General features: G+C 42.8%; 10 protein-coding genes, 1 tRNA gene and 1 pseudogene. 6 read left to right on the top strand and 6 right to left on the bottom strand.

Features of this window, described 5'->3' with window-relative positions; all coding sequences use genetic code 11:
- Positions 1-4 precede the first annotated feature (4 nt).
- Positions 5-787: an NRDE family protein gene (locus EXE30_RS14375; RefSeq protein ID WP_130162990.1), complete on the bottom strand. Its 783-nt coding sequence runs from the start codon at positions 785-787 to the stop codon at positions 5-7.
- Between the two features lie 120 nt (positions 788-907).
- Between EXE30_RS14375 and lgt the strand changes: the two genes are divergently transcribed.
- Positions 908-1,720, top strand: coding sequence for a prolipoprotein diacylglyceryl transferase (gene lgt / locus EXE30_RS14370; RefSeq protein ID WP_004672921.1), 813 nt, complete (start codon positions 908-910; stop codon positions 1,718-1,720).
- 36 nt (positions 1,721-1,756) lie between these two features.
- Here the strand turns inward: lgt and wrbA are convergent, their stop codons facing one another.
- On the bottom strand, positions 1,757-2,347 hold the full coding sequence (gene wrbA / locus EXE30_RS14365; protein ID WP_130162989.1) for an NAD(P)H:quinone oxidoreductase: 591 nt from the start codon (positions 2,345-2,347) through the stop codon (positions 1,757-1,759).
- A 145-nt stretch (positions 2,348-2,492) separates the two neighbouring features.
- On the opposite strand from wrbA, the gene EXE30_RS14360 reads away from it, so the two are divergent.
- The gene (locus EXE30_RS14360) at positions 2,493-3,743 is read left to right on the top strand and encodes a YihY family inner membrane protein (RefSeq protein WP_130162988.1); all 1,251 of its coding nucleotides are present in this window, start codon (positions 2,493-2,495) and stop codon (positions 3,741-3,743) included.
- A 29-nt stretch (positions 3,744-3,772) separates the two neighbouring features.
- Here the strand turns inward: EXE30_RS14360 and EXE30_RS14355 are convergent, their stop codons facing one another.
- Positions 3,773-4,681 (bottom strand): DMT family transporter, encoded by a 909-nt coding sequence (locus EXE30_RS14355; RefSeq protein ID WP_121928810.1) that lies wholly within the window; start codon positions 4,679-4,681, stop codon positions 3,773-3,775.
- 107 nt (positions 4,682-4,788) lie between these two features.
- On the opposite strand from EXE30_RS14355, the gene EXE30_RS14350 reads away from it, so the two are divergent.
- Positions 4,789-5,589: an AraC family transcriptional regulator gene (locus EXE30_RS14350; RefSeq protein WP_130162987.1), complete on the top strand. Its 801-nt coding sequence runs from the start codon at positions 4,789-4,791 to the stop codon at positions 5,587-5,589.
- Between the two features lie 83 nt (positions 5,590-5,672).
- Here the strand turns inward: EXE30_RS14350 and EXE30_RS14345 are convergent, their stop codons facing one another.
- Positions 5,673-6,314 carry a fumarylacetoacetate hydrolase family protein gene (locus EXE30_RS14345; protein WP_130162986.1) on the bottom strand — a complete coding sequence of 214 codons (642 nt, stop codon included), beginning with the start codon at positions 6,312-6,314 and terminating at the stop codon, positions 5,673-5,675.
- Between the two features lie 29 nt (positions 6,315-6,343).
- Entirely contained in the window at positions 6,344-6,841 is a 498-nt protein-coding gene (locus tag EXE30_RS14340) for a YcxB family protein (protein ID WP_130162985.1), read from the bottom strand.
- Positions 6,842-6,989: 148 nt separating this feature from the next.
- On the opposite strand from EXE30_RS14340, the gene EXE30_RS14335 reads away from it, so the two are divergent.
- The gene (locus EXE30_RS14335) at positions 6,990-8,285 is read left to right on the top strand and encodes an SRPBCC family protein (protein ID WP_130162984.1); all 1,296 of its coding nucleotides are present in this window, start codon (positions 6,990-6,992) and stop codon (positions 8,283-8,285) included.
- Between the two features lie 66 nt (positions 8,286-8,351).
- Here the strand turns inward: EXE30_RS14335 and EXE30_RS14330 are convergent.
- Positions 8,352-8,428 (bottom strand) — tRNA-Arg (locus EXE30_RS14330).
- A gap of 528 nt (positions 8,429-8,956) precedes the next feature.
- On the opposite strand from EXE30_RS14330, the gene EXE30_RS14325 reads away from it, so the two are divergent.
- Both EXE30_RS14325 and EXE30_RS15980 read left to right on the top strand, forming a co-directional pair.
- Positions 8,957-14,371 (top strand): beta strand repeat-containing protein, encoded by a 5,415-nt coding sequence (locus EXE30_RS14325; RefSeq protein ID WP_130162983.1) that lies wholly within the window; start codon positions 8,957-8,959, stop codon positions 14,369-14,371.
- Positions 14,372-14,964: 593 nt separating this feature from the next.
- Positions 14,965-15,417: pseudogene (locus EXE30_RS15980) on the top strand (beta strand repeat-containing protein); the annotation flags it as partial.

The raw sequence follows: 15,417 nt of genomic DNA, 5'->3' as shown, positions 1-15,417 counted from the left end.
TTGGCTATTTCAGTAGCGTAATATGTTGACGCACAATATTTCCTTGCTGCTCCCCTTGTTGTTCTTTTTCCAACCATTGCCATTGTTTTGGTGTCATGCGTAAAAAATTTGAACAGCGTGTGCCATAAATGGGGCTTTGAATAAACGTTGAAGAAAGTAAGGCTTCCATCTCCGAACTAATACCCGTATCGGGTAACAACTCTGGGATAACTTTTCGTTCATCTTCTAAAATATCCCAGATGGCATATTCTAAATCTGTTTCTGAAATCTTTGGTTGCTGTAACATCGGCAAAAATTCTTGGGTAAAGCGCTTACGCAAATGCATGGTCTTCTTCCAATCTTCGGACATTAAGCCATTGGAAACCACATAAACACCTTTGGCCAAAACTTGTGGTGCTTCTCCGCGATTGCTCATATAAACAGCTTGTTGTGTATCCCCCACAAATAAATTAAAGCCCGCATAGTCTTGTTGTTTTTGTTCTAACATTTGAGCATAACGAATCGGCGCTAAATCGCTTTCAAGGAAATCTTGAATCAAATGTCCTCTTGAAGTCTGATACTGCTGCTGATCACGGCCGTTACGAAAATTAGTTACGATCGCCCAACGACCCGATGCCGTCACCCCCATCCATGTACCACCCGATTGCAGATCCTGCCCTGCCACGATCGAACTATTTTCCCATGCGTGCAAAGCAACACTTGGGCGATGATAAAACTCATCTCGATTTGAAATTAAACACAGTGGCAGTTCCTCCAGAACTTGCCATGCAAACGCGACAATACACATTGATCTTGTTCTCTTATCTTAAGGACTGTTGACTTTCACATTGAATGTACAACATTTTTCATATCATTCCGCTACAATTTGGTCAAAACTTAATTTCAAATTCTAAACTGAGGAACAGCGATGCTGACCTATCCAAATATTGATCCAGTTGCACTGAGCTTAGGACCAGTACAGGTGCACTGGTACGGACTCATGTACCTGTTGGCTTTTTTATGTGCTTGGGGGCTCGCCTCTTATCGCGCTAAGCAACGTGATGGCTGGACGGGAGATATGGTTTCAGATCTCGTCTTTTATGGTGCACTCGGCGTCGTACTGGGTGGTCGCGTTGGCTATGTACTGTTTTATGAGTTTGCGAAATTCTTAGAAAATCCACTGTGGTTGTTCCAAGTATGGACAGGTGGCATGAGCTTCCACGGCGGCTTTCTCGGCGTGGTAATTGCCATGTTATTTTGGTGTAAAAAATACCAAAAGACATGGTTTCAGACCTTGGACTTTATTGCTCCTTGTGTACCGACAGGTTTGATGTTTGGTCGTATTGGTAATTTCATTGGTGGCGAACTGTATGGTCGTCAAGTTCAAGACCCGAGTTATCCATTTGGCATGATTTTCCCAACAGATCCATTGGGTTTGGTACGTCACCCCTCACAGCTTTACCAAGCGATTTGTGAAGGCTTAATTCTATTTATTGTACTGTGGTGGTTTAGTGCTAAACCTCGTCCGCGTATGGCTGTTTCAGCAGTATTCTTGATGGGTTATGGTGTTGCACGTTTCTTTATGGAGTTTTTCCGCCAACCCGATGCAGATCAAGGCTTCATCTTATTTGGCTGGATGACCAAAGGTCAAATCCTGAGTTTCCCGATGATTATTATTGGACTCTGGATGATTTGGTATGCATACCGTAAAAATATCTATGATTGGCAACTGAAAAAATAAAAATCATGGGAGCAGATGCTCCCATTTTTTATGACTTTAAAATAGTTTTTTAACTACTTCACCTAGGCGTTTGCCTTGGGCTTCACATAAGACTTTTTCATCTTGACTCAAGCCCTGATCATGGCGTGGTCCACTGACATGACTCGCACCGTAAGGCGTTCCACCTGTTTTGGTATTTGACAACGCAGGGATCGAATTCGGTAAACCTAAAATCATCATGCCGTGGTGAAATAACGGCGGCAACATCGTCAATAAAGTACTCTCCTGCCCACCATGCATCGAACCCGAAGAGGTAAAGACACAAGCAGGTTTGTTATGCAAAGCACCATTGAGCCATAGACTGGTGGTTTGATCCCAAAAGTATTTCATCTCACTGGCCATATTGCCAAAACGTGTGGGTGAGCCCAGCGCCAATCCCGAACAATGGGTCAGATCATCTAGCGTACAATAAATATCGCCCTCTTCGGGAATACTTGCTTCAGTTTGCGTCACAACTGTTGCCAGATTAGGCACTGTTCGGATACGTGCTGTCACACCTACAGACTCAATCCCATCTGCAATCAGATGTGCCATTTGCTTGGTTGAGCCGTACTTACTGTAATAAAGAACAAGAATGTAAGGTTGCATCGCTTTCAAGATTTTTGTTAACTTAAAAAAGATATTATACGATTAATGCCAATCTATTCGCTGTTTTGTGTATTGATCAATCCAAAATCTTCCCGAAGCCCTCTTTCAAAAGAGGAAGATTTAAAAAATAACTAGGATAGAACCCATGATCTTAAACCGTTATCTAAAAAAACTGAATTTTTTAGAAAAAACATGGTTTCAATTTATTGTCTTTGTGTTACGCCGTTTTGAGGCTGATCGTTGTCGAGAACAAGCAGGGTCTTTGACCTATACCACGCTCTTTGCTGTTGTCCCAATGCTTACCGTTTTTTTGGTGATTATTTCTTCTATTAAAGCTTTAGAGCCTGCTAGGCAGCAGCTGCAACAACTGATTTATAGTAATTTCTTGCCAAAAAGTACCATTGCCTTTGATAAAGCCTTAAGTGCTTTTACTGATAAATCAAGTAATCTCACCATCATCGGTATCTTATTCTTATTTGTCACCACTGTACTGATGTTGTCCTCGATTGAAAATGTATTTAATCGCATTTGGCGTGTGAAAGAGACACGTTCGGGTCTAGTCGGTTTTATGCGTTACTGGACTATTATTTCTTTAGGACCAATCCTTTTAGGCAGTGCATTTGTACTTTCTTCCGCTGTCGCATCCATGAATATCCTCAGCAATAATTTTGCAGGCTATCAACTTGATGGTGCTTTTCTGTTATGGCTAATTTCGTTTTTATTAACGGTCTTTGGTTTCTTTATTTTATATTGGACCATACCGAATCGTAATGTGCCGATTGTCTCCGCGATCATTGCCGCTTGTTTCAGTGCAACTGTGTTTGAAATCTTAAAGCGTTTATTTGGCTGGATCATGAGTAATTTCACCAGCTATGAAATTGTGTATGGTGCTTTCGCGGCGATCCCTATTTTTCTACTTTGGATTTTTCTGTCTTGGAACATCATTTTATTAGGCGTAGAAATCAGTTATGCGCTGACCGCATTCCATTCGGGCAAAGAACAAAAACGTCATCCAATCATGATGTTATTGGATATCTTAGAGTTGTTCTATAAAAAACAGCAAGTCGGCAACAGCGTGAGTGAACATGAGCTACTCGATATTGTGGGTCGTGGCGAGCTCGGGCGTTTACCCTCATATATCCTACAATTAGAAGCGCAAAATCTGATTAAACGAACAGATAACGATGAGTATGTATTGGTGCGTAATCTAGCACAGGTTGATTTTTGGAGTTTCTTTACCGCGCTCCCTTATCCGCTTCCATTAAGAGATGATGTATCCAATGTGCATCAGGATGATGAGTGGATGGAAAAAATCGGGCCAGCATTGATTGAAAGTAATGATTATTTGGCAGCCAAACTTTCGATTCCCCTTTCAACGATTTTTGAATCGAAATAACATAAAAGACCTCGATATGAGGTCTTTTTTTATTTCCTTAACCAGCCTTGCAAGCTCACCACCATGATGCCCATCAATACCAGAATTGAACCAAGTACGAAATTAGGTTCAATTCGCTCACCTAACAACCACATCCCAAACACAATACCGAACAACGGTGTTAAAAAAGAGAATACGCCTAAGCGAGATGCTAAATAATTTCTAAGCAACCAAAACCAAGCTAAAAAGCTCGCAAAAGACACCACCAACGTATGGAATGCCAAGCTGCCGATCACTAAGGGAGTAAAATGAATACTCGCTTGTCCTAAAAATACCGCCAATCCAAACAGTAAAATAAAACTACCAGCCAATTGGTAGAATAATGTTTGTGTCACAGCAGCTTGCGCCAAAGAAGATAAGCGTACGGTGATCGTAGTTGCTGCCCAAGCAATACCCGCTGCCAATGCCAACAAATCCCCCCAAAGCATTTGTTGCTCGATCAGCGAAGCAGTTCCTTGTTGTCCTCGGATAAACGTCACGACGATTCCAATAAAAGCCAGAGCAATGCCACTCCATTGCAACAGACTTAAACGCTCAGAGGGTAGTTTCCAGTGTAAACCCAACGCTACAAAAATCGGTGCGGTATACAGCAAAACTACAGCATGTGAAGCCGAGGTCCATTGCAATGCCTGCGCCAATAAGAAGAACTCTAAAGAAAATAAAAAAGCAACCAAAGCACCTGCTTTCAGGTTCTGTCGATTAAAGAGCTCAGCCGTTTTATCCAAACACAATAAAGGCAATAGTAGGATTGCAGCTAAACCCGAACGTAAAGCAATTTGCATTAAGGGAGAAATATCAGGCGCAGCCATTTTTAAGATGACTTGTTGTAGCCCCCAAATCATACAGAGACCGATCATAAGGCCTGATGCTCGTGCATCTAATGTTTTACGCTCATCCATCGTCAGCTCCCAATTTTATAATTAGAAAGCCAATATAAAGCTGTCGTATTTTGATGATATAGTGAAATTCAGACAATGCATGCATGTTTTCAGGCAATTCTCATATTATGAAAAAATCAGCACAACGCATCCAAGATTTTCATGAACTTCCTGCATACGATGATATTCCTGCATCATTGTGGTTACGTATTCGTGATGCACCTGCTGAAACGTTTTACCCAAAACATGCGCACGCATGGGGAGAATTTATTTATACTTTTGATGGGGTACTTGAGGTCAGTATTGATCAGATTCACTACCTTACCCCTCCTCCGTACGGCATTTGGCTGCCTCCTCATTTACAACATAGTGGTATCAATCGTAACGAAGTGACTCACTGTACCTTATATGTACATGAAAGCCTGTGTCAAAATATGCCGCAGCAAGCTGGCATTTTACTGACAGCGCCACTGGTTCCTGCCTTGCTGGAACACATTCGAAAGCACCCATTCTCAGAACAGGACCCTGAGTATTTACGACTACTACAAGTATTATTGGATTCACTCACACATGCTGAACTGGTCGGAAGTTATTTACCCACCACACAACATCCCGCCTTATCAAAAATATTAAGCCACTTACACCACTATCCTGCCGACAACAGTACGCTAGTGCAACTCGCCAACATGATTAACATGACCGAACGAACCTTAGCGCGTTATAGCCAAAAGGAGCTTGGCATGTCGCTGCACGAATGGCGGCAACGTCTCAAAGTAATGAAAGCAATGTCGATGCTCAATCAAGGTAAAACCATAGAAAGCATCGCATTGGATTTAGGCTATGCCAGTTCATCCGCTTTTATATATATGTTTAAACGCTGGATGCACTTTACCCCAGACCAGTTCCGCAAGTTATATCAAGGACGCTAATTCAGGCGAATCAACTGTCTGGTTCATTTTTTAACAATAAAAAAGGCGCTGATATCTGAATATCAACGCCATACTATTAACAGTTATGCTTTGACAAATGTATCCCAGTCATATTCACCCGTTTGGGTGATCAATTTCATCGTCAGTTGATCATTTGGCTTGAGCGCACCAACTCCAGCAGGGGTACCGGTCATGATTACATCACCAGACTCCAAGCTAAATGATTGATTAATTTCAACCAATAATGCCCCGATATCAAACAACATATCTCGACTAAAACCATGCTGGCGTTCTTCGCCATTGATCATCAAAATAAGCTCTAACTCTTGTAAGTCCCCGATTTCATCAGTTTCGACCCAATCCGCAAGTATACATGCACCGTCAAAAGCCTTAGCACGCTCCCACGGTTCTCCTTTGCTCTTTAAATCACTTTGCAAATCACGCAAAGTTAAATCCAAACCCAGTGTAATCGCGCCGACAGCTTCTAAAGCTTTTTCCCGATCTGTTTCTTGAGATAAAGGATGGGCAATATGCAAACAAATTTCACATTCAAAATGACACTCGCCTAATGCCTGATTCCAACTAATCCCTTGCGCTAGAGAACCCAAACTGCTTGGTGGTTTCATAAATAAGATCGGACGATCTGGGATCACATTACCCAACTCTTTCGCGTGTTCGGCATAGTTTCGACCAACGCAGACAATTTTTGAAGGACGTGAATTCATAGAAGCTCCTTGTTCTTTTGAACCGTTATTTATTTTTTAAAACTATTTTCAAATTTACTTTGATCAGTAGGATTTGAAAAAGCGCGTTTCGGTATGATGACCACTGTTTTCGTTTTTAGTTCTAACATATAAGTCAGCTTACCAGTAATGAAAGACTGTACTTCATTATAAGCTGCTGTTTGCTTTTTACCCCCAGCATACAGATCAAAGTGGTCTTGATATAAATCAATGCCTTGTTCACTTTTTCCAAATTGATAACGCACAAATTGTCGTTTAAACAACATCGGAAGTAACCAAAACCGCATCACGCCTTGCATCATCAAGAAAAACACACCCAATATCACATAATACCGACCAACATCGGTGAAACCTAAATAAATACCCCACAAAATAATCGCAATACTGATGGCGGGTGTCAGAAACCGAGTGATCGGTTTTTTGCCAAACGTAATCAAAGCAAAACCATCTTGAGATTCTTCTAGAGTTAGATAATAGCGCGCAGAGAGTGTTGGACGTTGTTCAGACATAGCGTTCAATAGGTTGATTATAGACAGACATAGATACTACACCAGTTTGTTGCAATTCATGTCGTTTTACATAATAGAGCTTTTGTCCATACACAAAAAAGTTATAAATTGACCAGTTCAGATCACCTATAAAAATCAAAGGAATGTGATGTCTCGTTTAATTGCTCTGTTTACCATTTTTCTATGTTGCCTGACACAACATAGTTTTGCACAGCTTGTTACATGGACGGATAATATCCCTAGTGCTTTGCAACCCTTTCAAAATAAACCACAAATATTGGCAAGCTACACACAAGACCATATTTTTATATATGGACATCCACCCGTAAAAACATCGATTCCAACCTTAAAAAGTAATCCACAGCCAACAGCAAACTTTACTTCAGCTGCAATTATTGTTCCTGCTAACGCACAACAAGTCGCCAAGACGCTCACTGATTTTAACCAGTATGTAGGTCTTTTTCCGACCCTCAAATCTGCAAAAACATTGGTGCATTCAGGCAATATCACCCAAATGAAATATCGCGTGTCGATCCCCACGCCCATACCGGTACTGAACTTTAATGAAGATGTCACCATGCAACATCAGCTAGCAGCCAATAGTATTTCAACCTTGGTGATTGATGCGCCAATTCCTTATGGTGTTGGTAGATTTGAATGGTTTGCATTGGATGAAAATAGAACCTTAATTGCTCTGACTCAATGGAGCGACTTAAATCAACCACAAGGTTTTTTAGTTAAAAAAATTTTGAATGCGATACCAGATGCCAAGCTTGGTATTCCAAGCAGCGGTAGTGCATTTATTTTGGAAGCATTGAGAAATCGTTTTATTGGATCAAATAGCACACCACTTGCGGCGGGGCAAATCCCAAACCCTCAGCTCACAACGTCGCAACTGACAAAAGTAACTCAACTGAGTCAAGCGGCTCAACAGCCAGTTAGTTTTCTGCACGCACCGACCACATTAGCGTATACCCATGGGCGAGAGTCCATGCGATTTACCACGACCTACCAATTTTATAAACAGTCCCCTCAACAACTACAAAAGTGGCTTCATCCTATTGCTTATAAAGAATTATTTCCACGCCAAATCAAAAAAGTCAGCACAACCACCATCCAAAACCAACGTCAAGATGCAGATGTTCAAGTGAATATTGGTCTAGGTGTGATTAATATTCCATTTGCCTTTAAATTGCATTTTTACTACCCGCAAAGCACGGAAAATAATTTTCATGCGAATGGTGGGGATTTACGCTATATCAAAGGACAAATGCATTTAAATGCAAGCAATCAAGGTTCTTTGTTGAAAATGACCACTGCCATGAAGATCGATGAAAAAGCCCCTTTTTTATTGAGAGCAATGCGCAGTCTCCCTTATCATGACACGTTGCCAGCAGTAGGAGGCAATACCGTGTTTATGCAGAAAATAAAAACTAAGATGTAGGGGCTATTCACATAAAAAATAGGCACAAAAAAACCGCGATTAAGCGGTTTTTTCTATTGATCAAATTGGTGCGCTCAGAGAGATTCGAACTCCCGACCCCTTAGTTCGTAGCCAAGTGCTCTATCCAGCTGAGCTATGAGCGCATATTTGATGTTGGGCATTATACGCATTTTTTCCCAATTGATAAGGGCTTTTTCACCACTTCGCTATCGTTTGGCTATAGATTCAGCAGCTTCTATTTTTTTAAAAGTGTTTTTTTCTGTTGAGTGACCATTGCGCTATGTTAATTTTATGTAAAGCTTTTGTACGCCATTCATATCTTTTGCGTTGTGACATATTTTTAAACATGAGCTTCAGATAAAAAAAATTCATTAAAATTCAGCTTAATAGACAAATGAGTGGGGCTGAATTTAATTCTATCTATCATTTAATTGTTATGAACTATTCATTTTATATTATTTTATCTATGTAGAAATTCTAACAAATATTCGATCATAAAAAACTAGAATGCTGATTTATATAAACTTTACATCACACAAAAACGTGACACATACAGCAATATTGACACAATAATAATAACCAAGAAATACTAACCTATAAATTATGAGACAGGAGTCACATAATTATTAAGGTAAATAAAACAAAACTCCAATAATTATAGGTATATCGACATGTTATTTAAAAATATTTTATCACCCATTACAGGCATTCTATCTCTTGCGAGTAGCAATAGCCAAGGAACATCATCTTCTGTCAACACTGTATCGACAATCAACAATGTTCATGTCGAGGATAACACCACCACAAGTAACAATAACGGTGGGAGTAATATTGATGATGGCTTTTTCAATGGAATTGCAGCTGGTAATGGCGATCAAAACTACGGTATTGGTGCAGGTAATGGCAGTGACCTTAACTTCACCTCTCCTTTCACAACGGCTTTTCACTCATTAGGAAATTCATACTCTTGGCTTGGTGAAGCACCCCCAGTCACTTCAACCAACACAACACCAACCACATCCTCAACGCACGTTCAGGACAATGACACCACTGACAATAGCAATATCGGTATAGCGGCGGGCAATGGTAGCAACGGTGGCTTTCTTAACGGAGTCGGTTCAGGGAATGGTGATCACAACTATGGAATCGGTAATGGCAATGGAGAAGATGTGAATGTCACCACACCTGTTACCGTACCATTTGATGCATTAGGCAACTCTTTCGCCGCCATTGGTGGTGGCGATGTTGACTCAATCAATACCACACCAACCAGCTCGACGACAGTAATCGAAGACAACGACACCACAGATAATAGTAATAGTGGTGTAGGCGCAGCAGGCAACGGAAATGGGGGTGGCTTCTTAAATGGTATTGCAGCAGGCAATGGTGAACATAATTATGGGATCGGTAATGGCAACGGCGATGATGTCAATCTAACAGCGCCATGGACCACCCCAGTTCAGGCAGCAGGTAATTCAATCGCAGGCATCGGCGGTGGTGATGTCAACTCAATCAATACTGCTCCAACCACTTCATCAACTCATATTCAAGACAATGACACCACCAACAACAATAACAATGGGACTGGCACTGCGGGGAATGGTAATGGCGGCGGCTGGTTAAATGGTATTGGTGCGGGTAACGGTGAACAAAACTATGGGATCGGTAATGGCAACGGCGATGATGCCGATATCACCATGCCTGTTACTGCACCCTTTCAAGCTTTAGGTAATTCAGTCGCAGGCTTTGGTGGTGGTGATGTAAATTCAGTCAACACTGCGCCAACCACGACAACAAACGTAATTGAAGATAACGACACCATCGATAATAGTAATAATGGTGTCGGTGCGGCTGGTAATGGTAGTACAGGTGGATTGTTAAATGGTGTTTCTGCTGGCAATGGCGAACACAACTATGGTATCGGCAATGGTAACGGTGATGATGCCAGCATCGTTGCACCATGGACAACCCCAGCTCAAGTACTTGGCAACTCATTCGCCGGGATTGGTGGCGGCGAAGTAAACTCCGTTAACACAGCACCGACCACGACCTCGAACATTGTTCAAGACAATGACACCACCAACAACAGCAACAACGGAACAGGGGTTGATGGCAATACTGGCAATGGTATTGGCGGCTGGGGCAATGGCCCAGCATCAGGCAATGGCGAACAAAACTACGGCATTGGTAACGGAAATGGCGACGATGTCGGCATCACTGCTCCAGTGACTTCACCATTTAATGTCCTCGGTAACTCATTTGGTGGCACAGATGGAGGTGGTGTTTCATCCACCAATACAGCACCAACCACCACGCTTAATCACGTCCAAGACAATGACAGCACCGACAACAGTAACAATGGTACAGGTGTTGATGGCGCAACTGGCAATGGCATAGGTGGTTTACTCAATGGTGTCAGTGCAGGCAATGGTGACAAAAACTATGGTATTGGTAATGGCAACGGTACTGATGCAGATTGGACCTCTCCAATCGTGACACCAGTCAACGTGATGGGTAACAATGCTTCATGGTTTGGCAATTCAGATCCCGACCAACCCACCAACACATCAGTCAATAACGCATCTACCAACACCACCAATATTGTTGAAGACAATGACAGCATCAACAATAGCAATAGTGGAACAGGTACTGCGGGTAATGGCATTGGTGGCTGGGGCAATGGACCAGCATCAGGCAACGGCGAACAAAACTACGGAATCGGTAATGGCAATGGTGATGACGTAGGTATCGTGATGCCAATTACCACCCCATTAAATGGTTTAGGCAATGATTTCTCGATGTTTGGCAATACCCATAACGCATCGACCAATGACGCCTCTACAACCACCTCTAATTTTGTATTTGACAACGACAGTACAGACAACAGTAACAGTGGCACTGGTATTGATGGTGGTGCGGGCAATGGTATTGGTGGTGGCTTACTGAATGGCGTAAGTGCAGGTAACGGCGAACACAATTATGGTATCGGTAACGGAAACGGCGATGATGCCAGTGTCGTTGCGCCGATCACTATGCCAGTCAATGGCTTAGGTAACTCCTTTGCAGTCTTTGGAGACTCGACCAACGACTCAGTCAATAATGGCTCGACTACGACCATCAATTATATCGAAGACAACGATAGCATTGACAATAGCAATAGTGGTACAGGTGTAGGCGGTGCATCAGGTAATGGCATCGGTGGCTTACTCAATGGCGTAGGTTCAGGCAATGGTGAGCAAAACTACGGTATCGGCAATGGAAATGGCGATGATGCCGCTGTCGTTATGCCAATCACTGCTCCAGCCAATGCACTCGGTAACTCATTCTCTGTATTTGGAAACTCGACGTCAAACTCGGTCAACGACTCATCAACAACTGCAATCAATCATTTTGAAGACAATGACAGCACCAACAATAGCAATAGTGGTACAGGCCTCGTCGGTGATGGCAGCGGTAATGGTATTGGTGGTTGGGGCAATGGTGCCGCCGCAGGGAATGGCGACCATAACTATGGCATTGGGAATGGTATAGGTAATGATGCTGCTGTGGTCGCACCAATTACCACACCGATCAGTGCCAATGGTAATGCCTTCTCGATCTTTGGTGATGCGACTTCTAACTCAGTCAATGACTCATCAACCACAACCTCAAACTTTTTCCAAGACAATGACAGTATTGACAATAGCAATAGTGGCGGCGGTGTCGGTGGTTCATCTGGCAATGGTATGGGTGGTCTACTCAATGGTATTGGTGCAGGGAATGGCGAACACAACTACGGTATCGGCAATGGTATCGCCGATGATGCTGCTGTGGTCGCACCGATTACCACCCCTATCAGTGCGAATGGCAATGCCTTCTCAATCTTTGGCAATGCAACCTCCAACTCAACCAATGACTCATCAACCACAACCAGTAACTATTTCCAAGACAACGACACCACCAATAATAGCAATAGCGGTGGTGATGGATCAGGCAATGGTACGGGCGGTGGTATAGCCAATGGTATTGCTGCTGGCAACGGTGAGCATAATTATGGCATCGGCAATGGCATTGCGGATGATGCAAGTGTCGTCGCACCAATAACAGTGCCAATTAGTGCTAACGGTAATGCCTTCTCACTCTTTGGTAATGCGACCTCAAACTCAACCAATAACTCATCAACTACAACCAACAACTACGTTCAAGACAACGACTCAACCGACAACAGTAATAGTGGCGGCAATGGAACAGGTGATGGCACAGGTGGTGGTTTATTTGGGCTAGGTGGCTTGCTGAATGGTGTTGGTTCGGGCAATGGCGAACACAACTACGGTATAGGCAATGGTAATGGCGACGATGCCAGTATCGTCATGCCTGTTGCTGTTCCAATTAACTTATCAGGCAATGCGGTATCCGTATTTGGCACTGCCACATCAAACTCCACCAACAACTCTTCAACAACAACCAACAACCATGTCGAAGATAACGACACAACCAACAATAGTAATGGTTCTGGCAATGGCTTCGGCACAGGTGCAGGCCTATTAGGTGGCCTACTCAACGGTATTGGGGCTGGAAATGGTGAGCATAACTATGGTATTGGCAATGGTAACGGTGATGATGCGAGCATCGTTGCACCAATCACCATTCCGATTAACTTCTCAGGCAATGCAATCTCTGTATTAGATTTAAATAGTCTCAGTGAAGGCGACGTACTCAGCCCAGTCACAAATATTGTCGGTATTGTGGCTGGAGATGGTAACGGCGGTACTGGCCTTGTCGGCACAATCACAGGTATTGCTGGCGGTGTTATTGGTGATCCTAATGCGGGTGGTGGTTTACTGAACCCAATCACCAATATTGTTGGCGGTATCACTGGGATTATTGGTGGGGGCGACGGTGGTAGCCCTCTCGATGCAATCACTGGCATCATCGGCGGTATTACAGGTGGTGACGGCGGCAGTCCTCTCGATGCAATCACGGGCATCATCGGCGGTATTACAGGTGGTGACGGCGGCAGCCCTCTCGATGCAATCACTGGCATCATCGGCGGTATTACAGGTGGTGACGGCGGCAGCCCTCTCGATGCAATCACTGGCATCATCGGTGGTATCACTGGTGGCGACGGTGGCAGCCCTCTCGATGCAATCACTGGCATCATCGGCGGTATTACAGGTGGCGACGGTGGCAGCCCTCTCGATGCAATCACTGGCATCATCGGCGGTATTACAGGTGGCGACGGTGGTCCACTAGGTGCAATCACAGGCATTATCGGTGGTATTACGGGTGGTGACGACGGCAGTCCTCTCGATATCTTAACGGGTATTATTGGTGGCATTGCTGGTGGCGATCTAGGCAACAATCCTGTAACGGGCGTCATCCAAACAGGTATTGATATTCTTCAAGGCGTTGAAAGCCTCAAAACTGAAATCATCAATACAGGTATCGACACTGTCGCTGGCACAATTATTGGGGCATTCCCTCAAGCTGAACATCCTGTCGGTGACCTCGCAAATCTTGGCACACTCACTTTTGAAACTTCTCGTGATACTGTCAACGGTACACTTGAAGCCATCTCTGATTTAGCAGGTGCTGATTTCGGTGGTGCTCTAAATAATGCAACAGGTGTCATCGGCACACTGATCAACAATGGCTCTACCGCTGCAGATATTATCCAACACGTCATTGGTGAGGATTTACTTGGTGGTGGCATGATTGATGGTATCGGAGGTGGTGATGGCAGTCCTCTTGGCGCAATCACAGGTATTATCGGTAGCATTGGCGGCGGTGACGGCGGTCCTTTAGGTTCAATCACTGGCATCATTGGCGGTATTACTGGTGGTATCGGTGGTGGCGATGGTAGCTCTCTTGATTCAATTACAGAGATCATAAGTGGCAGTATAAGCGGTAATTTAGGTGGCTTCATTTCTATCAATGGCGATAGCAATAGTGTTGTAGAGAACATTTTAGACTCTGTAGTTGGTGCAACCTCTTCATCGTCTCAAAGTATCTCTGCAAGTGTCTTTAACTCAAACTTCACTGAAAGCTTTAATATCCCAAGCTTAAATCTAACTGAACAGCTTTTTGAAAGTAACAACCTTTTCTAAGGCTTGCTTTCCCTATAAAAAAACCGCTGATATTTCAGCGGTTTTTTTATAGTACATCGTCGTGAAACAAGATAAAAAATCCTTAATTACCTCAATCATAAAAATTTATTCGAATTGATAAGTTTTCATTAAAGATAAAATAGGATTCACATCATCTACACTTTTAGATAATGAATTAAGATTATGATATATATTATTTTTTTATATACCCAGAATCTACGAAACATTTACTTTCAAACCAACAACAAATTTCATAAACTTTCTGCTTATTCCTCAATAAGCATCTGCACAATTCAACCTACTTCCTAATAACCAACTGATTTAATAGACTAAACTCCATGATGGAAAATTATTAACACATCTTCACCATAAGACTTTTCGCCACTAAAAAAATAAAATATATCAAATAAAAACAATTACCTACCCGACTTTAAACTCTCATTTAATAATTAAATTTGATCATTAATATACATTGACAAATTAATTGAAAAACACAACACTAAATCTGATTAATGAGACGTAAGTCACAAAATAACCGTAAGCATCAAATAATTGAATCAAAACAACACAACTTTAAAAATATAGGTATCGTTATGCTATTCAAAAGTCTTTTATCACCCCTTAAAAGTATTACCTCAAATTTAACGGAGAGTAGTACCTCATCAGCCACTGGCTCAACTCTGGCTCCTCTTTCTCTTTCAACAATTACAAATATTCTATCTACAAATACGGTAACAGATACGATCAGTACCTTAACTAATAATACAGATGGTGGTCCTCTTGGTTCAATTACTGGCATTCTCGGTGGTATCACTGGCGGTGGCGATAGTGGTCCATTAGATACCGTCACAGGGATCATTGGCGGTATTACAGGTGGCGACGGTGGCAGCCCTCTAGGCCCGATCACTGGTATCATCGGTGGTATTACAGGTGGCGGTGACGGTGGTCCTTTAGGTCCAATCACTGGAATTATCGGCGGTATTACAGGTGGTGATGGTGGCCCTCTTGGCCCAATCACTGGCATCATCGGTGGTATTACTGGCGGG

The sequence above is a fragment of the Acinetobacter halotolerans genome (assembly GCF_004208515.1).
Lineage (GTDB): Bacteria > Pseudomonadota > Gammaproteobacteria > Pseudomonadales > Moraxellaceae > Acinetobacter > Acinetobacter halotolerans.
The sequence above is the reverse complement of the archived record's forward strand: the minus strand, read 5'-3'. Positions and strand labels throughout refer to the sequence as shown.